At 42.6% G+C, this 20,380-nt stretch carries 26 protein-coding genes and 1 pseudogene; 13 read left to right on the top strand and 14 right to left on the bottom strand.

From position 1 onward, the window contains the following. Window positions 1–593: 593 nt before the first annotated feature. The 5 genes from CVD23_RS22465 to liaG all read right to left on the bottom strand — a co-directional run bounded on the left by CVD23_RS22465 (window position 594) and on the right by liaG (window position 4,365). Window positions 594–1,115: a hypothetical protein gene (locus tag CVD23_RS22465; protein WP_245917405.1), complete on the bottom strand. Its 522-nt coding sequence runs from the start codon at window positions 1,113–1,115 to the stop codon at window positions 594–596. A gap of 3 nt (window positions 1,116–1,118) precedes the next feature. Beyond that, window positions 1,119–2,195: a hypothetical protein gene (locus CVD23_RS22460; protein ID WP_257988277.1), complete on the bottom strand. Its 1,077-nt coding sequence runs from the start codon at window positions 2,193–2,195 to the stop codon at window positions 1,119–1,121. After that, window positions 2,196–2,546: a hypothetical protein gene (locus CVD23_RS22455; RefSeq protein WP_257988275.1), complete on the bottom strand. Its 351-nt coding sequence runs from the start codon at window positions 2,544–2,546 to the stop codon at window positions 2,196–2,198. Then, complete coding sequence (locus CVD23_RS10070) at window positions 2,543–2,794, bottom strand: hypothetical protein (RefSeq protein WP_101665913.1); 252 nt, start codon at window positions 2,792–2,794, stop codon at window positions 2,543–2,545. The genes CVD23_RS22455 and CVD23_RS10070 overlap by 4 nt, the downstream gene beginning before the upstream one ends. A 713-nt stretch (window positions 2,795–3,507) precedes the next feature. Beyond that, the gene (gene liaG / locus CVD23_RS10060; protein WP_101577330.1) at window positions 3,508–4,365 is read right to left on the bottom strand and encodes a LiaG family protein; all 858 of its coding nucleotides are present in this window, start codon (window positions 4,363–4,365) and stop codon (window positions 3,508–3,510) included. A gap of 580 nt (window positions 4,366–4,945) precedes the next feature. On the opposite strand from liaG, the gene CVD23_RS10055 reads away from it, so the two are divergent. The 3 genes from CVD23_RS10055 (at window position 4,946) to CVD23_RS10045 (ending at window position 5,848) form a co-directional block, all read left to right on the top strand. Continuing rightward, window positions 4,946–5,140, top strand: a complete 195-nt coding sequence (locus CVD23_RS10055; RefSeq protein WP_101665911.1) for a hypothetical protein — start codon at window positions 4,946–4,948, stop codon at window positions 5,138–5,140. 66 nt (window positions 5,141–5,206) lie between these two features. Continuing rightward, window positions 5,207–5,413 carry a hypothetical protein gene (locus CVD23_RS10050; protein WP_142382891.1) on the top strand — a complete coding sequence of 69 codons (207 nt, stop codon included), beginning with the start codon at window positions 5,207–5,209 and terminating at the stop codon, window positions 5,411–5,413. 210 nt (window positions 5,414–5,623) lie between these two features. Beyond that, window positions 5,624–5,848 (top strand): hypothetical protein, encoded by a 225-nt coding sequence (locus CVD23_RS10045; protein ID WP_101665909.1) that lies wholly within the window; start codon window positions 5,624–5,626, stop codon window positions 5,846–5,848. 319 nt (window positions 5,849–6,167) lie between these two features. On the opposite strand, the gene CVD23_RS10040 is transcribed toward CVD23_RS10045, so the two are convergent. Then, window positions 6,168–6,794, bottom strand: coding sequence for an FMN-dependent NADH-azoreductase (locus CVD23_RS10040; RefSeq protein ID WP_101577328.1), 627 nt, complete (start codon window positions 6,792–6,794; stop codon window positions 6,168–6,170). A 303-nt stretch (window positions 6,795–7,097) separates the two neighbouring features. On the opposite strand from CVD23_RS10040, the gene CVD23_RS21935 reads away from it, so the two are divergent. From CVD23_RS21935 to CVD23_RS10015, 6 genes are all read left to right on the top strand, one after another. Continuing rightward, complete coding sequence (locus CVD23_RS21935; protein WP_180955618.1) at window positions 7,098–7,247, top strand: hypothetical protein; 150 nt, start codon at window positions 7,098–7,100, stop codon at window positions 7,245–7,247. Window positions 7,248–7,527: 280 nt separating this feature from the next. After that, window positions 7,528–9,954: a nitrite reductase large subunit NirB gene (gene nirB / locus CVD23_RS10035; RefSeq protein ID WP_101665908.1), complete on the top strand. Its 2,427-nt coding sequence runs from the start codon at window positions 7,528–7,530 to the stop codon at window positions 9,952–9,954. 13 nt (window positions 9,955–9,967) lie between these two features. Further along, on the top strand, window positions 9,968–10,288 hold the full coding sequence (nirD, locus tag CVD23_RS10030) for a nitrite reductase small subunit NirD (RefSeq protein ID WP_101577326.1): 321 nt from the start codon (window positions 9,968–9,970) through the stop codon (window positions 10,286–10,288). A gap of 80 nt (window positions 10,289–10,368) precedes the next feature. Then, window positions 10,369–11,841, top strand: a complete 1,473-nt coding sequence (cobA, locus tag CVD23_RS10025) for a uroporphyrinogen-III C-methyltransferase (protein ID WP_101577325.1) — start codon at window positions 10,369–10,371, stop codon at window positions 11,839–11,841. Window positions 11,842–11,872: 31 nt separating this feature from the next. Further along, window positions 11,873–12,637, top strand: a complete 765-nt coding sequence (locus tag CVD23_RS10020) for a sirohydrochlorin chelatase (protein ID WP_101665907.1) — start codon at window positions 11,873–11,875, stop codon at window positions 12,635–12,637. Then, window positions 12,606–13,235, top strand: a complete 630-nt coding sequence (locus tag CVD23_RS10015; RefSeq protein ID WP_101577322.1) for a precorrin-2 dehydrogenase/sirohydrochlorin ferrochelatase family protein — start codon at window positions 12,606–12,608, stop codon at window positions 13,233–13,235. The genes CVD23_RS10020 and CVD23_RS10015 overlap by 32 nt, the downstream gene beginning before the upstream one ends. A gap of 31 nt (window positions 13,236–13,266) precedes the next feature. On the opposite strand, the gene CVD23_RS10010 is transcribed toward CVD23_RS10015, so the two are convergent. Further along, complete coding sequence (locus CVD23_RS10010; RefSeq protein WP_101577321.1) at window positions 13,267–13,476, bottom strand: hypothetical protein; 210 nt, start codon at window positions 13,474–13,476, stop codon at window positions 13,267–13,269. Window positions 13,477–13,619: 143 nt separating this feature from the next. Here CVD23_RS10010 and CVD23_RS10005 point away from each other — a divergent pair, with 143 nt between their 5' ends. Together CVD23_RS10005 and CVD23_RS10000 are read left to right on the top strand one after the other, a co-directional pair. Then, entirely contained in the window at window positions 13,620–13,940 is a 321-nt protein-coding gene (locus CVD23_RS10005; protein ID WP_180955617.1) for a DUF4937 domain-containing protein, read from the top strand. Next, on the top strand, window positions 13,915–14,151 hold the full coding sequence (locus CVD23_RS10000; protein WP_101577319.1) for a hypothetical protein: 237 nt from the start codon (window positions 13,915–13,917) through the stop codon (window positions 14,149–14,151). Before CVD23_RS10005 ends, CVD23_RS10000 begins: the two co-directional genes overlap by 26 nt. Before the next feature lie 58 nt (window positions 14,152–14,209). Here CVD23_RS10000 and CVD23_RS21930 read toward each other — a convergent pair whose 3' ends face one another. Together CVD23_RS21930 and CVD23_RS09995 are read right to left on the bottom strand one after the other, a co-directional pair. Beyond that, window positions 14,210–14,374 carry a hypothetical protein gene (locus tag CVD23_RS21930; RefSeq protein WP_180955616.1) on the bottom strand — a complete coding sequence of 55 codons (165 nt, stop codon included), beginning with the start codon at window positions 14,372–14,374 and terminating at the stop codon, window positions 14,210–14,212. Between the two features lie 65 nt (window positions 14,375–14,439). Continuing rightward, the gene (locus tag CVD23_RS09995) at window positions 14,440–14,730 is read right to left on the bottom strand and encodes a helix-turn-helix domain-containing protein (RefSeq protein ID WP_101577318.1); all 291 of its coding nucleotides are present in this window, start codon (window positions 14,728–14,730) and stop codon (window positions 14,440–14,442) included. A gap of 170 nt (window positions 14,731–14,900) precedes the next feature. Between CVD23_RS09995 and CVD23_RS09990 the strand changes: the two genes are divergently transcribed. Further along, complete coding sequence (locus CVD23_RS09990) at window positions 14,901–15,281, top strand: helix-turn-helix domain-containing protein (protein WP_101577317.1); 381 nt, start codon at window positions 14,901–14,903, stop codon at window positions 15,279–15,281. Between the two features lie 163 nt (window positions 15,282–15,444). On the opposite strand, the gene CVD23_RS09985 is transcribed toward CVD23_RS09990, so the two are convergent. From CVD23_RS09985 to CVD23_RS09965, 5 genes and pseudogenes are all read right to left on the bottom strand, one after another. Next, window positions 15,445–16,200: a (S)-benzoin forming benzil reductase gene (locus CVD23_RS09985; protein WP_101665905.1), complete on the bottom strand. Its 756-nt coding sequence runs from the start codon at window positions 16,198–16,200 to the stop codon at window positions 15,445–15,447. A 76-nt stretch (window positions 16,201–16,276) separates the two neighbouring features. Beyond that, window positions 16,277–16,987: pseudogene (locus tag CVD23_RS09980) on the bottom strand (energy-coupling factor ABC transporter ATP-binding protein); the annotation flags it as partial. Window positions 16,988–17,040: 53 nt separating this feature from the next. Continuing rightward, window positions 17,041–17,739, bottom strand: a complete 699-nt coding sequence (locus CVD23_RS09975; protein ID WP_101665903.1) for an ABC transporter permease — start codon at window positions 17,737–17,739, stop codon at window positions 17,041–17,043. Between the two features lie 27 nt (window positions 17,740–17,766). Further along, window positions 17,767–18,612 carry a substrate-binding domain-containing protein gene (locus CVD23_RS09970; RefSeq protein ID WP_101665902.1) on the bottom strand — a complete coding sequence of 282 codons (846 nt, stop codon included), beginning with the start codon at window positions 18,610–18,612 and terminating at the stop codon, window positions 17,767–17,769. 19 nt (window positions 18,613–18,631) lie between these two features. Next, a complete protein-coding gene (locus tag CVD23_RS09965; protein ID WP_101577312.1) occupies window positions 18,632–19,543 on the bottom strand; it encodes a helix-turn-helix transcriptional regulator in 912 nt (303 codons plus the stop codon). Window positions 19,544–19,839: 296 nt separating this feature from the next. On the opposite strand from CVD23_RS09965, the gene CVD23_RS09960 reads away from it, so the two are divergent. Beyond that, the gene (locus CVD23_RS09960; RefSeq protein ID WP_101577311.1) at window positions 19,840–20,295 is read left to right on the top strand and encodes a FixH family protein; all 456 of its coding nucleotides are present in this window, start codon (window positions 19,840–19,842) and stop codon (window positions 20,293–20,295) included. Window positions 20,296–20,380 lie beyond the last annotated feature (85 nt).

Raw genomic sequence — 20,380 nt, 5'->3', positions numbered from 1 at the left:
AAGTCCACGACTTGTTTCACTTAAGAGAACCGCAGTTTAAAGCTAACGGGTTCTCTTCTGGGGGACAAAAGTAAAAAAAACAATAAAAATCACAAAATTTTAGCATCAAAAAAAGCATCGGTTTTCGCACCGATGCTTTTTAAATCGCTTTAATATTTAACATAAAAATTCGACATTGGTATACGCTATTTCTCACACTTTTCCAATGTTTTACATAGACCAAACAGAAAAGTATGCAATTATATAAATAATATTAGATACTATCGCAATCATTGATTTTACTAACGGTTTTTCCTTAAGTATTATAGAACCAATTCCTAACATAGCTCCCCCAAGTGATACCATAACTGGTAGGACTATATTGCCAAAAAGTATAATTTGGTAAATGGTTCCGAAGATTACTCCACCTGAAAACGGAATTCTAATTAATAAAAAAAGCAAAATATTTAATAACAAATTGAAGCCTATGCACATAAACGAGAACTTGCTTAACCTGCCCATCAACCTAAAACTTCTTCACCCTGTTTGTTATTTACCTTCTAATTTTAGCTTATATTTTCACCATCCTTTATTAATTTTTCTAATTTTTACACTCACCTTAAATACAATATATCTTCAATGTTAAATCTCTTGTCAGTAATCCCTAAACGCTGTGCAGGAGTCAACTTTTGCTTATCATAAGATTTATAAGGCAAACAAAAATTGTAATACGTTCGGAGGATTGTGGTAGCCATTTGAGCGTATTTGGGATTGAAATTCGAATAGATATAGCTTTTCCCATCACCTCTTGCAGTTGTGAGTGGGCGTTCCAGGACCGACAATTTTCTGCGAATGTGTTGGATAAAGAAGTTGGTGGCGTGGTCATTTACATTCAAAATTAACCTTGCAACTTCTTCAGGTTCCAGTGAAGATAAGTCCGTCTTGCAATCCACTTTCGTATATCCTCGGTCAATGGAAGCAAGGGGATGAACAATTGGATTATTATCTTTGACCGTGAAGCTGTGTGTCGGTAAGACAATCTCCTTATGAAATTGATGACCACGATTTTTAAACAAATCTACAAGATAATGATAGGCAATTGTATAAGGATTGCGGCTGTCGATTCCCGTCGCCAATCCCTAATTATACAAATCGGTACTTGCCTCCCTGAACTCCTGGTAGGCTTGTTTCCGTGATTTCTCACGGTCGGTTAGGCACAAGAAATGATGAGCCGAAAATGACCTGAAATCCTCCGAAAACACCCGATACATTGCTGAATGCAAGGAACTTTCGTTATCGGTCACAAATCGCCAATTTTGTGCCTTTAACAGGTCTTTGATAAGCCAATAATGAGCCATAGTGGTGTAAGTTCCGTTTGTATGCAACCCTTCAATATAGTGGTTTCTGGTATCGAATTCATCGAGTTTTTTCTTGTACTCAGCCATCGTTTGAGTGTCATTTTCCGTTGGCTCTTGCGGATAAGAGCTGAACCGTAATCTTGCGTGTTTACGAGCAAATAGATGCAGATGGTCATCTTTATATAAAATGGTATCAAGCATTATATCTTCCAGCCGTACATCCCAATCAAAAGCAACATCTGCCCGATATACATAACGGGAAAATACATCGGCAGAAATGATGATATGAGTTGAAAATTGCGTATCTTCCACATCATCATATCTCGCTCCGCCCATTCCTTTCTTTCGAACATTGTTCAAATTATAAATCATCTTGTCAGTATTTAACCAGACCGTTCCAAATGTTTTATTTTGAAGTGGCTTTTGTTCGTGCCGCTCCAAAAATTCTAAGCACCGACGATAGATCCATTCCAGTTTGCTGTAATAGGTTTTGACACCAATCTCCAAAACATCAATAGCTCTTGAAACAGGCATTTTGTTGACAAGCAGCTTCGTGAACAATGGAAGGATGTCATTTCTCTTTTGATTGTAGGTGGATGTTTGCCTTCTTGTCGGCATCATATCTGTTCTTTTCCCGCACTTTTTACATTGCCATCGCTGCGTTCCCGTTTTGCTTTTCCCTCTTTTATAGAAAAGGGAGGGATGTTCAAATGGATTTTCATCTGTATATTCACAGGATTCTTTATGAAACTGGTATTCAGGCTCTATATCCTTTACAGAATTGATGCGGATTAACCGTTCGATTTCCTGTGCTACGCTCCAATTTGAATAGGTTTTAGAAGTGCAATTGAAAGTCATTCACCTGTTTGGATAAATGGGGTCAGGATTGCATTGGATTGATTTCTTATTTGATTGCCCGACAAGTTTGTAGCGATATGGTTTATTTTTGACTGTGGTAAATCGGACTTGAGGCTGACCAAACCACTTACAAAACTGGTCATCACAGAAGTTATATTGGATACTGTGTTCAACCCCGTTTATCCGAAATGTAACTGGATGAAACAAAGATTTACTGTACTTCGTCGCAAATTTTTTATCCGATAGAATGGGATAATCTTTATTTCTTTGGTTAATTTCATCCAATGAGAACGGACTATCAATTTCAACAATCGTATCCGAAACGGTTGCGAGTCGTTTTAATTTGCTCAACTGGTAGTCCCTCCGTTTTGAGGTTCTTCAATCTCCAATAATTTCAACAGTTTCTTGTTATTCCGCTTCTTCATAGCCCAAGCTCGGAACCGTTCATCTTCTTGAATTTGGCTTAAATAATACTCGACAACCTCATTTTCGGTGTTATCCGTGTATTCGGAATAAGCCTTGACCAAATCTATTATCTTTTGCGATACTTCCCAATCTGCCTTTTTTAAATTCTTTTCCTTTGGCACCATAAATCGCATAATAAAGCCTCCCTTATTTAGGAAAAATAGCACACTTTTTAGTATATATTTTAGCCAATTAAATCGCACTTCATGACTATTGTACATTGTCACCTGTATGCTATTTTTGGTGCTATTTTTATTGAAATATCCAAACAAATGGCTCTATATCAATAAAAAATGACCTATCAGATAATGCTGATAGGTCTGCGATTTTATATGTTATTTTATTGTTTTGTCCCCATCAAGAGAACCCGTTAGTTTAAAGCTGCGGTTCTCTTCTGTTTGAAGGAATTCAGTAACAGAAAATAGAAGTATTTTGTGACTATACATGAAAGGAACAAGCCATGAAAAGAATAGGAATGTTATTCATTATTTTGGCGGCTCTTTGGCTGGCTGGACACTTGAGTCCACATCTGTCAGGGAGGGTTAAATCGTAATAAGGCATGGAACTGCTTATCTATATAACTTGTATTTAACATTTTCCAGCTATCTTTAGATGGGCAAAGAGAGCGGGTGCTTTTATGGCTCATGAAGGCCAAAACTCATGTGGAAAATAGGAAAGTGTTCTTTACAGGGCTCATGAAGGCCAAAACTCATTTGGAAAATGGGAAAGTGTTCGTCATAGGGCTCATGAAGGCTAAAACTCATGTGGAAAATGGGAAAGTGTTCGTCATAGGATTTTATAAACATTATATGTAAAAAAGGAGAATGGCAAGTATTCTCCTCACGAATTAAAAGACATTAATTTGTCCGCTCGAAACATTCAAATTAATTTCATGTTTACCTGAACCATAAGTGCCTTCCATTAGCTTTTTGCTTGTATTTTGGTTCTTTAAATCAAAATCGCTATAAATATCCCCACTGCTCACTTGCCCTTTTAAACTGAAATCGGCATCAGCAGGAAGGTCGAGACTGACATCTCCAGAGCTGACATCAATATTAATTGCATCGTTCAGTTTTGCCATTTGAACGATTAATTCTCCCGATGAAACATCAGCATTTAATTGTCCGGAATAATTGGATAGCATCGTATCTCCGGAACTGACATTAAAAACACCTTTTTCAGCAGTAAGAGTTTCAATCACAACACTGCCTGATCCTACGTCTTGCACGTATTCTTTGACATCCAGGTTCATTATATTCACATCACCTGAACCCATGTGAAGTGATAAATGATTCAATTTTGCAGGATTTCCCGCCGATCCTCCATCATAATTAAATGTGCCTGAACCAATATCGATATTCATATCCTCTTTGTAGTTCTCGGGAATATAAACGGCAAGTGTTGGCGTGTTGAAAAAGCCAAAACCTTGATACCATTTCCGATCATAATCCACTGTAATCTTATCTCCGCGCTCTTTAACCGTTACCTTGCCTTTACCATCAAGCACCGCTTTGACATTGTCCCGTTCCTCAGGAATAACCACCGCATCCAGGCTGGAAACATCAATTTCAATCAAATCGATATTGTCCGTAACTCGTGCCTGTTGCTCGTCTTTTCCGGTCAGCAGGCTTGAAATATTGAAGCTGGAGAAAAACAATAAGTACACGCCAAGAATGATGCAAAAAATGATTAATATTCTTTTCATTTCTTTACCCGCTTTCTATAATGATCATGTAATAAGCTCTCGTTTATCGTATAACGAATAAACTGTATCGACAATATCAGTGTATTACGGATTTTCTCTTAATTCATTGAGCCGGGGAATTATTTTTTTGTAAGTCCTAAGACGTAAAGCGGTGAATCAGGATCAAGGAATACCCTGGATGAGGCGGGGGATCACAATGCACAGATTTCCGGGGCGTAATGAAAAAAGAACTGTGAAGTTTCGTTAAGCAGCTAAGTTTTGAAGTGGAAAAATGATAAAAAGGCTCATTATAAATGAGGTTAATTTGCCGTCAAACATTATTAGAAGATAAATAAGTTCCCGAATGAGGGATTTCTAGAAATTTGCTATGGTGCTAATCCGAGTGAGGGGGTGAAATCGGACAGCGGTTGGCGGGGAATGACCTATGGGAGTCCGAATGTTCGGGTTATTCGGACAAGATGAGCGGGGAATAAGCAATGGTAGTCCGAAAGAGTTGGCTATTCGGACAGGATGAGCGGGGAATAAGCAATGATAGTCTGAATGAGTGGGCTATTCGGACAGGACATACAGGAACTAACCAATGATAGTCCGAATTGCGGGCTATTCGGACAGGACAGGCGGGAAAAAAGCAATGACAGTCCGAATGTTCGGGTCTTATTCGGACAAGACAGGCGGGAAACTGGCATATGATAGTCCGAATGCGCGGTTATTCGGACAGGACGAGCGGGAAAAAAGCAATGACAGTCCGAAAGAGTTGGCTATTCGGACAGGATGAGCGGGGAATAAGCAATGATAGTCTGAATGAGTGGGCTATTCGGACAGGACGAGCGGGAAAAAAGCAATGACAGTCCGAAAGAGTGGGCTATTCGGACAGGATGAGCGGGGAATAAGCAGTGATAGTCCGAATGCGCGGGTTATTCGGACAAGACAGGCGGGAAACTGGCATATGATAGTCCGAATGCGCGGGTTATTCGGACAGGACAGGCGGGAAAAAAGCAATGACAGTCCGAATGCGCGGGTTATTCGGACAGGACAGGCGGGAAACTAGCAATAATAGTCTGAATGAGTGGGCTATTCGGACAGGATGAGCGGGGAATAAGCAATGATAGTCTAAATGAGTGGGTTATTCGGACAGGATGAGCGGGGAATAAGCAATGATAGTCTGAATGAGTGGGCTATTCGGACAGGACGAGCGGGAAAAAACCAATGACAGTCCGAATGCGCGGGCTATTCGGACAGGACGAGCGGGAAAAAAGCAATGATAGTCCGAATGCGCGGGCTATTCGGACAGGACGAGCGGGAAAAAAGCAATGATAGTCCGAATGCGCGGGTTATTCGGACAAGACAGGCGGGAAACTGGCATATGATAGTCCGAATGCGCGGGTTATTCGGACAGGACAAGCAAGAAATAAGCAATGATAGTCTAAATGAGTGGGTTATTCGGACCATCTTGTGCACATTATGGCTCGGTACAACGCGATGATGTGCCCAGCTCAGTCCGAGTCGCTGCGGTCCTGCGGATGGAGTCAAGCCCGATTTCACTGTCAGGCCCGCAGCATCGACGTGGTAGTTCCGATGTTGCCATCAAACGTGGCGGTTTTGAGTCGGCCAGCGCTTTTCGAAGCTTGCCAAAGCCTTCCGTATCTCTTTATATGGCGTTGATATATCAACAAAAAATAAAGAGTCCAATTCATATGCGAATTGGACATCAAATTGTGGTGTTTACCGATGATTTGTACCTTAAAACTGAACTACTTAGAAGTTTGGTACAAGACCAAATTCACAGCTCTTTCTAATGGATATTAGAATTGATTTGCAGCCGTTGCTGCCCTCGCGATACCTTCTTCAATGATATCTGCTGCTCTGTCAGGAAATTGATTATGTCCTTCGACAATAACAGTTGTTACATCCTTGATTCCCCAGAATCCAAGCACAGTCATGACATAATTAACTGCCATTTCAATCGAAGCTGCAGGGCCTTCTGAATAAACACCGCCTCTTGCATTTAAAAGAACGACCTGCTTGTCTGAGAGCAATCCTTCTGGACCTTCCTGTGTATAGCGGAATGTTTTTCCCGCCTGGCCAAGATAATCAAAATAAGTATGCAGAACTGCCGGAATCGTAAAGTTCCATAGCGGGAAACCAAAAACTACTTTATCAGCAGCAATAAATTGGTCCAAATACTTATTAACCAACTCTGTTGCTTGCTGTTCTTCAGGCGTGAGTTCAAGACCGCGGCCTAGCTTAAACATACCGTTGATTTTATCAGTATCGTAATATGGCAGATTTTCTGCAAACAAATCAAGTTCTGTGATCTGATCTTCTGGATGGGATTCTTTATAGCTGTTTAGAAAAGCTTCATATAATTGCACGCTGACTGCTTGCTCAGCAGGTCGTGAATTTGCTTTTACAAATAAAACATTTGCCATTGGCTGTGTTCCTCCATTATCTATGTTGTGGTTGTTGTAGCCTGAGAGTGCAGTGTCTGCAAGGAGGTTAAATATGCGGGCAATCAATCTTCCTCAAAATCTTTCAAATATTGTTTATCCGGCCGTCAAAAACAATTGATCATGAATGATAGCTTGCAAAAATGCTGCACAAACAAAATACTTTGCGATTATATAATAGTTATTTTTTGGCTGTCAAAAAAACTGCTCACACATGCAGCGAGCGATGTTTTTCAATGAAATCTTTCGGGAAAAGACTAACAATGACTTTAAGGAGGGATAGACATGGCATCTAACAGAAAAGAGAAAGAAAGCTTATTGGACTATGCGCGGAAACTACAAGAAGAACAAAAGGAGGAGAGTCAATTCAAGGACCAGGGCAGAGTGCCTGACCAGCAAAACCGCTTAAAGGATCAAGAGAATTTAAGAAAATAGTTAAGTGAATGAATTTCATAAAGCAATTTCTTTAATGGAAAAACGAACAGGCATAAACTTTAGGCGGGAACAGATCAGCTGTTCCCGGCTTATTTCTTCCCAATTATATGTGAGGACACGCACTATCTTTTTTTTGCATTTTTTGTGAAGAAGTGAACAATTTTTACATCAATGTGATCAACTTCACAAACTTTGTATATTTATCGCATTACAATAAAGGCAGAAGAACAATGATATTCATTGTAAACGACAATACTGAGCTGCACTGGAGGACCATAACATGAACAAGACGAAGCTCGTCATGATCGGAAACGGCATGGCCGGGGTCAGAACAATTGAAGAAATCCTGAAAATTGCGCCTGACAGATTTGAAATCACGATATTCGGAAACGAACCATACCCGAATTACAACAGGATCCAATTGTCGACAGTCCTTCAGGGAGATACCAATGTTGAAGATATCATTATGAATGACTGGAGCTGGTATGAAGACAATCGGATTCAGTTATATACAGGTGAAGCGATCACAACAATCGATAAAGCAAACAAACGGGTGATATCGGAAAAGGGCCGGACCGTCACCTACGATAAACTGATTATCGCGACAGGCTCAAGCTCATTCATCCTGCCCATTCCGGGAGCTGACAAACAGGGTGTAACAGGATTTCGTGATATTCGAGATTGTGAAATGATGATCAATATTGCGGAAACAAACAAAAAAGCAATCGTAATTGGCGGCGGGCTGCTCGGTCTTGAAGCTGCCCGGGGATTGCTTAATCTCGGGATGGAAGTCGATGTCGTGCATTTAATGCCGGATCTCATGGAAAGACAGCTTGATCCAATTGCTGCTGCGATGCTGAAGCGAGAGCTTGAGAATCAGGGCATGAATTTCCTGATGGAAAAAGAAACGGTTGAAATTCTTGGCAATGACCGTGTGACAGGGCTCCGCTTTCAAGATGGTTCGGAAGTCGACGCGGACCTCGTTGTGATGGCCGTTGGAATTAAACCGAACACAAGGGTTGCAAAAGACAGCGGTATATACGTTAACAGGGGAATCGTCGTCAATGATTACATGGAGACGAATGAAGCGAATATTTATGCAGTCGGTGAATGTGCTGAACACCGGGAAATTGTATACGGCCTGGTTGCTCCGCTCTACGAACAAGGCAAAGTTCTTGCTGCACATATATGCGGGCAGCAGCCAAAACCCTATGAAGGATCAATTGTCGGTACACAGCTAAAGGTTTCTGATGTAGACTTGTTCTCCGCCGGAGAAATCATCGATGACCCGACCACACAGTCCATTAAAGTCCATAATGAATTTGATGGTATTTATAAGAAAATCTTGATCTGCAATAACACGGTCGTTGGCATAGTCCTTTACGGGGAAACGAAGGACAGCACAAAGTTGTTCAGAATGCTTCTGAATAAAGAAGATATCAGTGGCATGACCAGCACATCACTCTTACAGACTCAAAGTGGCGGCGGTGAGCATAGTGATATCGTCTCAATGCCAGCTGAAGAACTGGTATGTGGCTGTAACGGTGTGACTAAAGGGACGATTGTCGATGCTATTCAAATAAATCAGCTGACAACCGTTGATGAAGTGGGTGGATGTACCAATGCCGGTCGCTCGTGTGGACGCTGTAAACCGCTCATTTCTGATATATTAGCTTATACACTGGGTGACAGCTTTGACGCAGCACCGAAAAAACAAACGCTGTGCGGCTGTACAGAATTAAGCCGGGATGAAATCGTCGCAGAAATCCGGGAAAAGGGCTTGACAGGCGTCAAAGAAGCGATGTACGTGCTGGGATGGAAGCAGGAGGAAGGCTGTACGAAATGCCGCCCGGCGCTTAACTATTTCCTTGGAATGGTCCATCAGGAGCTTTATCGTGATGACCGTGACTCCCGCCTCGTCAATGAAAAAATGCACGCTAATATCCAAAAGGATGGAACTTATTCTGTAGTGCCGCGAATGTATGGCGGCGTAACGACTGCGGAGGATCTGCAAAAAATCGCCGAAGTCGCCAGAAAATATGACGTCCCGCTTGTGAAACTGACAGGCGGCCAGCGGATTGGCCTGTTCGGATTGAAACAAGAAGATTTGCCGCAAATCTGGGAAGAGCTCGGCATGCCGTCCGGCTATGCGTACGGTAAAACACTGCGTACGGTAAAAACTTGTGTCGGGGCAAAGTTTTGTCGTTTTGGAACGCAGGACTCAATGAGCCTGGGAATCAGATTGGAGAAAAAATTCGAACGCCTCGATACACCGCATAAGGTCAAGATGGGAGTGTCGGCCTGCCCGCGCAACTGTGCTGAAGCAGGCATTAAAGACGTCGGGGTCGTCGGAATCGATGGCGGCTGGGAAATTTATGTTGCTGGAAACGGCGGGACTGACCTCCGTGCCGGGGACCTGCTCTGTACTGTTAAAACGGAAGAAGAAGTTATGGATATAACCGGTGCCTACATGCAGTATTATCGCGAGACAGCAAACTACTTGGAACGCACCTCAAAATGGCTTGACCGAATCGGGCTCGGAGCTGTAAAAGAAATACTCGCAGAAGAGGGCTTAAGAAAACAATTAAACGAGCGCCTCGACCGCACCCTTTCAAGATATAATGAACCATGGATGGAAGCTATTGAAAGCAAAGAAATCCAGGAAAAATATTACCAAACACGATCAATCCCGGTAACGGTTCGATAAAGGAGTGGCAGACATGAGGACAACAAAAGAAAAAATCAGAGTGGCGGACTATGCGGCCCTTCCAGCAGGATCGGGGCAAGTCATAAAAATTGAAAACGAAGAAATTGCGTTGTTCCGTTTGACAAATGGTGAAGTGAAAGCGATTGAAAATAAGAGTCCGCATCCAAAAGGCGGGACCCTTGCAGCAGGCATGCTAAGCGGCGAATTCATTTATTGCCCGGTTTACGATTGGAAGATTTCATTGCAGGATGGAAGAGTCCAGGCACCGGAAAGCGGCAAGGTAAAAACATACAATATCGAGGTCGAGGGTGATAGCGTGTACCTTGTTCGATAAATGATTGAACTTGGAAACGCAATTCATCAAAGGAAAAAAGGTTTATTTTCTACACGAAACCCCGGAAGGATGTCAGCATCATGAGTAAAGGAAAAGTGTATTTAATTGGAGCCGGCCCTGGCGATGTCGGATTAATCACCGTCAAAGGTATGGAAGCCATTAGGAAAGCGGAAGTGATTCTTTATGACAGGCTGGCAAATCCGAAGCTGCTTGAATTTGCAGTGCCCGGCTGCGAGCTGATATATTGCGGAAAACTGCCCCACCGTCATATTTTACGCCAGGAAGCCATCACTGATTTGCTCGTTTCAAATGCGCTTACAGGAAAAACCGTAATCCGTCTAAAAGGCGGGGACCCGGGGGTTTTCGGCCGTGTCGGCGAAGAAGCGGAAGCTTTGGCGCAGCATGGTATCGAGTTTGAAATCGTTCCCGGTATTTCTTCCGGGATTGCGGCTCCACTTTATGCGGGCATTCCCGTCACGCACCGAAAATATGGTGAATCTTTTGCCGTTGTGACGGCTCATGATAAATCGCTGGATGGCAAGCCGCTTCTTGATTGGCCAGGACTCGCTTCCGGTGTTGATACGATTGCCTTTTACATGGGAATTGCAAATTTGCCATTCATTTGCGAAAACCTCATCAAAAATGGTAAGCCTTCCGACACAGCAGTGATCTTGATTCAGTGGGGCACATTCGGGCGCCAGAAGACGCTCCAGGGTACACTGGCAACAATTGCAGTTCAAGCGACAGCGGTCAGTTTCAGCAATCCTGCGATAACATTGGTAGGCAATATCGTGTCCTTAAGGGAAAAAATCAGCTGGTTTGAAAAAAAGCCATTGTTTGGCCGGCAAATTTTGCTTGCCCGGACGGGAACCAATCAAAGTGAACTTGCAAAAGAGCTTTCGGACCAGGGTGCAGATGTGATCGAATTTCCGAAATGGAATAAGGTCCCGGCCCCGATTGATATGCATATACTAAAGAACTTAGATGCTTATTGCAGAATTTTGTTCACTTCGCCGGAAAGTATCACCGATTTTTTTACAGTCCTTTTCGAAGCGGGAATCGATATCCGCTCCCTGAAGGCTGAGCTTTTTGGAGCTTCAGTGAAATCTGCCAAAGCATTGAATGAAAAAGGCTTTTTGGCCGACACAGCTGAAAAAATGCGTCCTGATGGAAGGCTGCTTCTGGTTGGTGACAATCATCTTCAAGAACAGCAGCTGGCCTATGCCTCCTCCAAGTATGGACGATTTGATTTGTACATCACGAGCCATAAAAAAATCGATGAACAGTTTCTGCCGATTTTTGAGCGAATGCTTGAGGAAGCTGCTGTTGATACCGTTATTTTTCCAAGCAGTTTATCGGTCAAGATTCTGATGCAAGAGGGGATCAATGCTAACTTTATTCCAAGGGAGCTGCTGGATCGTGCATCAATCGTCTGTATGGGGAAGCAAACGCTGCAGGCAGCGGCAGAACATGAAATTAAGCCGAAAGCTGTGCTTGCCAATCCAACTAAAGCTGCTTTGTTGGAGCATTTGATAAATAGTAAATGGGGGTAAGCCTCTGCTTAAAGTATAGGAGGACAAGCACATGGAGGCAGTCATTTTAATCGGCCATGGAAGCCGGTCGGAAAAGGGGAACATGAAGTTCCGAAGATTTATCGATGAGTGGTATAAAGTGGTCGAAGTGCCGATAAAAGCATACGGCTTTCTCGAAAACGGGGAACCGGATATTTTTCAAGCTGTAGAAGGCTGTGTTGAAAAAGGCGCAAAGCAATTGATTATTGTTCCGTTCCTGCTGCTGCCGGGCATTCATGCCAATGAAGATATTCCATCAGAATTAAAAACGGTACAACAGGTATTTCCCGATGTTACGATTCAATACGGAAAACCAATCGGCTATGACGAAGAAGTTGTAAAGGTGATTCAGGAACGGCTTGGCGCGAAAGGTTTTTCAAACAGCAAACAGGAATCAGTGTTGCTTGTCTGCCACGGCAGCCGCGAGCCAGAAGCCGCAAAGGAATTGAGCCGTCTCGCAGAAATGCTCCAATTCAATCTTGCTTCGCCGGTGTATACCGGGTATATTAAATCTGATCCCGATTACCGGGTTGTGATGGATGGAATCAATATGAATAAAGTCTATGTCGTCCCACATTTTCTTTTTACAGGTGGAGTTGCAAAGCAGATTTCTGAACGGCTTGCAGGAGAACAATCGATTTTGTGTGATCCGACCGGTTTTGATGGAAGGCTCCGAAACGTTCTGCGCAAAAGAGTTGCTGAAACTAGGGCAAGCCATGCTATATTTGGACGTAGAGGTGTTGATTATGAAAGAAGAGTATTATCCGGTGAACCTTAATTTGTCCGGAAAAATGACTGTGGTTGTCGGAGGGGGAAAAGTGGCCGAGCGCAAGGTTTACGGGCTGCTAAATACGGGCGCCACAATCTGCGTCGTTAGTCCTGAATTAACTGCGGGCCTGAAAAAATTAGCGGATGGACAGAACATTGATTGGCGCCAAAAAAGCTTTTCTGCCGAGGATATTCAAGAGGCAGCATTGATTATCGCCGCGACAAATAATCAAGAAGCAAACATAGAAGTCCACAGGGCTGCCTCAGATTTTCAGCTTGTCAGCATGGCGGATAACCCTGAGCATTCAGACTTTATAGCACCGTCCGTTTTGAAAAGAGGAAAGCTTCTAATTACAGTCTCCACCTCGGGAGCCAGCCCTTCGTTGGCAAAAGCAATACGAGATGACCTTGCCGAAGTGTATGATGAAAAATTCGAAAACTATCTCGAATTTCTACATGATTGTCGACAATTTATCTTAAACAACGTCGCCGATCCCATCAAGAAGCAACAGCTCTTGACAGCCATCATCGACCCTGCTTTTTTAAACAGCAACACCAGGGAAGAAGAGTTTGAAAAATTGTATGCGGAAATTTTAACAACGGACTAATTCGCCTTCTCCGGTTGTTTAGTTTTGTTAGCTATAAAATATATGACAAAAGATAAATAATCGATCCGATCAGCGAACACCCCGCAAATATATAGGCAATATCTGATGCATCAACATCTTCAATATCTTCGATCCCCTCCAATTGATTTTCAAAATAAAAGGATTCATCTGATTCACGGGTTAATGTCTGTCCATTATTAAGATATTCCATATTAGTAGCGTTTACTGAATTTTTGTTCATTTCTACATCTCCTTTAGGAATATTTGATTCTTTAATAAAATGAAAATGTTTCTATCATAGTACCCATTAAGAAACCCTGTGAAACGTTTACGGAAATGGAAAATAAATGTAATAAACAATCAGTCAGTAAGGAGGATCATCAATTGTTAGTCAAATGGATTAGAGCAGAAGTGCCTGACGACAAAAGAGAGCAATTTTCAGAGGCTCAAGAGCAGTGGGCTGAATTGAGAAATCTTCAAGGGTTTCTGGGACAATGCGGGGGATGGAATCAACGCAACCCGAGTGAAGCCTGTGTTATCGGCTTTTGGAAGGATTATCAAGTTATACCCCTTCCGTATTCGGGTATTAACAAGATAAAGAAACAAATTCATTTTGAAACATGGTGTAAAAAAAGCAGCAATGAGCATACTAGGCTTGTTACTGAAGGAGGTTTTTCAAATGAATCGAAAAGAAACGGAAAATAAACCGGCCGACAAGAATGGGAAGCTGGACAGCAGAGAGGCTGCGAAACGAATTTACGGTTCCGCTGAGGGCATGTCTGAAACAGAAGCTGCAAATTTAAAGATCCAAGAGGAGTTTTATGCTGACAATCATCGTCCAGAATACTCAATATTGCCTTATATTTCTGGCAACCCCAACCCAATTCTCATCAAAAACCCTTATGAAAAAAAATAAACCGGCTTTCATCATGAAAACCGGTTTTTGCATGGCCCAAAACCGGAACAGTTATTCATTATTCAAAAGGATAGTAAACTCCATTCATTTCCCGAAGCAATTCTTTAATATCCCCAATCGCATCTTCCCGTTCATACAGTTCATCCTCAGTCATACGATGAAGGAGCCTCAACAATGCAACTTGGATTTCAGCGATCGTTAAAGCTGTTTCGAGCTTGGTCATATAAGGATCTCCCCTTAATTCCATTTTCCGTTCAGCTTTCAATGAGCAGGGCTCGAGGTTACTTGTTATCCCTCACCAGGCTTTCTTTTTTTATTCTTATTGGGTTGTCCAACAGAATCATTACTCCCAATACTATCGATTTCTTTTATAACCAATTCCGTTAGTTTATCATCAAAAAAAGTACTCGGATTTACGTTTAAAATAAGTCCAATAACCTTAAGCCTTTCTGCATCCAATCTAACACTTCCCGAAGCGATATGCCTGTAACCTTGCAGAGACAAATTTAACTTCTTGGCCATATGCGTTTTTGTAACCCCTCTTGCTTGACGAATACGTTCAACATTTATATGAATCAATGTATCCCCTCCAAAACAAGAATAACGATTTCCGTTAATAAAATCATACTACCATTTCCTGTTAATGTCAAATATAATCCATTAGATCTCAAATTCCGTTAGTTTTCTATCGAAATTAGTTACTAATTGGTATTATTAAAATAAAACTAATCCGATAGCAGGTGATTTAAATGTCAATCGGTCACCGAATTAGAGAGTATAGGAAGAGAAGAAAACTAACGCAAAAGGAACTCGCTACAAAAGTCAATGTTTCGTCACAGGTCGTCTCAAATTGGGAGCGGGGATACACTTCTCCGGGAACTGAAGATATTGCCAGACTGACAAAGGTGCTTGAAGTAACTGCAGATTATTTATTAGGTCGAGAAAGCCAGGTGAGAGAACACGGTTACGACAATTTCACCACAAGAGAAGAGGAAAATGAGATAGTCGAGCTTCTTAACGATCCGGAGTTTAGGATATGGCGTGAGGAATTAAAAAATTCTCCAGAAGAAAATCGCCACGAAGCTCTCCGTTTTCTCAAATGGCTAAATACAAAAGGGAAAAAATCTTAAAACCAACACGTGGTTTACATTCAGAAGCTGAAAAAAGACGGGGCAGCAGCGTAAATAATAAGCACATTTAAGCGAACCCCGACCCCTTTGAAAACATATTGATGCACGAGAACTCGATTAATTAAGCGAAACCATTGTTCCCGCTTTTTGTGAGGGTAAACAGTTATAGCAATTCATTGATATGATAAATCTTTCCTGAATCAATCGTTCCTTCCAGGAGTTTGTCCATTAATGCATTGGCAACTATGTATGGGCTGCGCAAAGCTCCTGTTTCCTTGTATTGCTGAAATGTATCAACATCATGAAAAGCTTCGGCAGATGAAGAACGGATCGTCACTTGCATGTCGGTGTCCATTACACCAGGGCTAAAAGCAATAATTTTATGTGGGTGGCCTGCAGAACGTTGCTCCAGTGCTGCTGTTTGTGTAAACATATTTAAGGCCGCCTTCGTGCTGCAGTAAATACTCCATCCTTGAATAGGCCGCTCGCCTGCCCCGGAAGAAATGTTTATGATATGAATGGGAGTGTTGTGGCGATTTGCTTCCGCAATGAACAGGTTTGTCAGTAAAACGGGAGCGGTTAAATTGATTTGAATACTGTCTTCGACGAACTGAGCATCAAGGCGCCCAACCGTTTCAATCGGTTCGATCGCACCAGCGTTATTGATCAAATAAACAAGCTCTGGCCGCTTTCCAAAAAGCATTGTTGCAGCTTCTGAAAAAGCCGCATGGGCCTGCTCCACATCTGAGAGGCTGCAGGAAATGTGCTGATAGAGATGACCCTTTTCAGTTGCGATCGCTTGCAATTCCGTATTCTCAGTACGGGAAATGGTGATGATGCCAATGTTCTCTGCAAGCATTCGTTTGGCGATTTCTGCACCCAACCCTTTTGATGCCCCGGTAATTAATGCAAATTTCATTATTGTTCACTCCTTGACATTAGTAACACTAGTCAACCACAAAATAGGGACCAAATCCAAATTAAAAGTCTGCCGTTCAATGATAAATCCGACAGTTACTGGTTGCTCTGCTTTCCATTAATGGATTCCAGCCACTTAAAAAGGTTGATGCCTGCTGGTGGGGATGAGCAATTACCTCAACGGTTGCCCCTGCCTGAACAACTGCCCCTTCCTTTAAAATGATGAGACGATTTGTTAAGTATTCAATTTCCGTCAAGTCATGGCTGACAAGGACGACCGTTGTATTAGTTTCGTCGATGGCCTTTTTTAAATTTTGAATTAACTTCCTTTTAGTCGGATAATCGAGTGCGGAAAACGGTTCGTCAAGGAATAAAACCTCGGGCTCAAGCGCAAAAGCCCGTGCAAGATTGACTCTCTGGGCCTCGCCGCCGGACAAATGCTGTGCTTGTTTTGCAGCAAGATGGCCAATCTCAAAAGCATCAAGCCAAAACGCAATCTTGTTTTTCAATTCTTTGTTGCCGGTATTGCGGATTTTTAGGCCGATTGCGACGTTCTTATGGACAGAAGCATTGAACAATAGCGGCTGTTGCAGCGCAATCGCAAACCTTCTGCGCAATTGAAGAGGTGGTTTTTGGAGGGGGGTGTTTTGCCCTTGAAAAAAATAACTTCCGATGCATTTCGGTTCCAACAAACAAAGGGCCTTCAACAGCGTACTTTTTCCTGCACCATTTGGCCCCATGATGCCAAGGATTTCGCCACGGTCGATGGTTAATTGGCTTATATCAAGAATATTGTTTCCGTTCGCAACCCGTTTCATCTGTTCAATCCGAATTAACTCAGTCATAAAGATCCAGTCCTTTGCTGTAAGAAGGTTAGGCAGCATGTAACCATGAAAGCGAGAAACATCAAAATAAAAGACAGAGCAAGCGCAATATCAAAATTCCCTTTGGAAACTTCCATGACAATGCTTGTCGTCAGTATTCTTGTTTCACCGCGGATGTTTCCGCCGACCATCATCGCGGCGCCGACTTCCGCAATGACCCGGCCAAAGCCAGCCATGACAGCGGCGAGAATGCCAATTTTCGTTTCCTTTAGAAGGATGAACAGCATTTGCAGCTTTGTCGCGCCCAGGCCTTTTATTTGCAGCAGCATTTTGTCATCGATTTGTTGAAAGGCGGAGCTCGTTAATCCTACAATCAGTGGCAGAGACACAACAACCTGAGCGATCACTATCGCCGCAGGTGTAAACAGAAGCGCGTAATCGCCGAAAGGTCCAGACCGCCATAATAAAATTGTAATCCATAAGCCTGCTACAACAGGGGGAAGGCCCATTCCGATATTGACGAACACAAGCAGGAACTTTTTTCCTGGAAATGAGAGTAAACCGAGACAAACTCCCGCAGGAATCCCGATCACTGTACTAATCAGGACTGCTGTTAAGGAGCTTTTTAATGTCAGCCAGGCAATCTCGATAATTTCGGTATCCCCGCTCAAAAGCATTTCGAACGCCCGTTTTAGTCCATCCAGTAAAAGCTCCATATCACTTCATACCCTTCGTTAGTTTCGCTATTCTGAAAACAAAAAGAACAGCTGCTCTCCAAATTCTTCGACGCCAAACTGCTGAATCATTTCCTGTGTCTTTTCACTGGTCATAAATTCAACAAATAATTTTGCGGCTTCTTCGTTTACTTTCGGATGCGTTTCGGGATTCACCTGCATTACGTGGTAAACATTTAAGAGCTCTCCATCACCCTCAACCATTATCATAAGGTCTGTGAGCTGGTTTTGCTGGGCAAGATAGGTGGCCCGGTCTGTGAGCACATAACCGCGTTTTTCTGCAGCAACCCTGAGCGTATTGACCATGCCCTGGCCTGTTTCCAAATAAAAGTCCGCTCCGAAAGGTTGCAAATCAACGTTCTTCCATAGCTCAAGCTCTTTTTTATGGGTTCCGGAGTCATCCCCCCGGGAAACAAACAGTGATTTACGCTCATTTATTTTTTTTAAAGCTTTCGCCATCTCAAGTCCGCTTATCTTAGCTGGATCCTCTTTTGGCCCGGCCATGATAAAGTCGTTATACATGACTCTTTTCCGGTTAATCGCATCGTTACTGTCGATTAGCTCCTGCTCCGCTTCTGGTGCATGAACGAGCAGGACATCCGCTTCACCTTTTTTACCCATTTCAAGAGCCTGCCCTGTACCGACAGCGATAGTCTTGACGTTTATGTTGTTTTCCTTTTCAAAAGCAGGGATCAGCACATCGAGCAGCCCGCTGTCCTGAGTACTGGTTGTTGTCGCAAGAATGACATTTGTCGGTGCTCCTTTCGCTGGCGACCCGGACGCGGAAGAACAGGCAGATAATAGGATAAGAATCGTAGCAATCAAGGAAGAGACATAAACGTTTTTTAAATTCAAGATTATTCGCCCCTACTTTTTAAAATTGATAGATCATCTTTCCAAGCTCACTAAAATCATAGCCAGATAGATGTATCACAGTATCTTTGAAATCTTGCGTTTGGATGATCTCGATTAATTGTTCGAGAAACGGTGTATTTTCCGATTTCCAGCGAAAGACAAGATCAAATGGTTCGGTTGTGATCGGGATAAAATCGAGATTCAGTTGATCTGCGGCTGCACGAATGCCGAATGCCGTATCGGCAAGACCTTTGCTTATATATGAAGCAGCAGAGAGGTGGGTCCATTCCTCGTTGTCATACCCATTTACGGAAGCAGGGTCAATCCCTGTTAAGGATAACAAGTAATCGAGTGAGAACCTGGTGCCTGACCCTTTTTGCCGGTTCACAATCGAAATATCCTTTCTTGCCACGTCAGCGAGCCCGGAAATATTGTTCGGGTTATTCCTGGCGATCATCAATCCCTGCTCCCGGGATGCCAGCCTGATCACGGTGATTCGTTCATAAACAAATAATTGTTTGATAATCGGAAGGTTATACATACCGCTGGAAGGGTCAAGCAGATGAATGGCTGCAATATCAGCAAAACCGCGATAAAGACTCATCAAACCTTCGAGGCTGCCGATATAGGCCGGCTGTAAGCTTAGCTTTGAGTTCCGTTTTGATACATGTTTTACAAGGTACTCAACAAGGAAATCATGACTTCCAGACAATTGAAGAGCCCCGTTCATTCTTTGATCCGGACTTTCCGTTATGGCAGGGAACGTCTGCACCATCGTTTTATAACGCTCAACCTCGTCAGCTTCAATTCGCATTTTATTTCCGACTTTAAAAGCTCTTAATTCGCCTCGTTTGATCAATTCATAAACAGTGTGTTTTGATATTTTTAAAATTTCAGCAACATCATTGGCAGTAAACAATTCTTGATCCAATAGGCGCCCTTCCTTTCAAGAAAATGCTTGTTTATTTAAAAATAAAGCAGAAGTATCTTTCTATCTGTGATTTTTGTTACAATTCGTTTGGAAACGTTAAGTTTTGTGAAGGATTGTTAGGTGTTGATTCCAATAATCTACGTTTTTCCCCGTTAATCCAGTAAAGCTGGCCAGTTGATCCTACTGATAGCGTGGGTTTTTGTGAAATTTTTGTGACAATATGTAGAATATTTTTGTTGGGACACATTTAGCTAGTATATTAAGCAAAGGTACTATTAACTAATGGGGGAATTATTATGAAAAAAAGAATCACAGTTATGCTATTTGCAATGCTTCTTTTGGCAGGCTGCGGTAATGCTAATCAGGAGTCCGGTAAAAACGGGAATGGTGATCAAATGCCGGGTCTAATTGAGGCAGAGTTACAGATTCCTGAAAAAGTAGAATCGGCAGGGGAAGTTGAGTTAAGTGTCGCCGTAACACAAGACGGCGAAGCAGTTGAAGATGCTAACGAGGTAAAATTTGAAATTTGGCGTGACAGCAATAAAGATGCAAGCGAGCTGATTCCTGCGAAATATCAAGGAAAAGGGAAATATACGGCGATAAAAACTTTCGCAGAAGAAGGCCATTATACTGTTCAGGTGCACGTGACGGCACGCAGCATGCATACGATGCCAAAGCAGCAACTGCAAATTGGCAACCCGGCGGAAATGAGCCATGAACATCATGATGAAGAAAGTGACCATGATCATTAGCGTGATGACGGCTAATCATAAAAATTGAATGTAATAATATCCAAACGCCAGTAAGAAGTTGTGCTTTTCCCGTAATAAAAATATA

This window comes from Bacillus sp. V33-4, from assembly GCF_002860225.1.
Classification (GTDB): Bacteria; Bacillota; Bacilli; order Bacillales; family Cytobacillaceae; genus Bacillus_BJ; species Bacillus_BJ canaveralius.
This window is presented reverse-complemented; position numbering and strand designations above follow the sequence as displayed.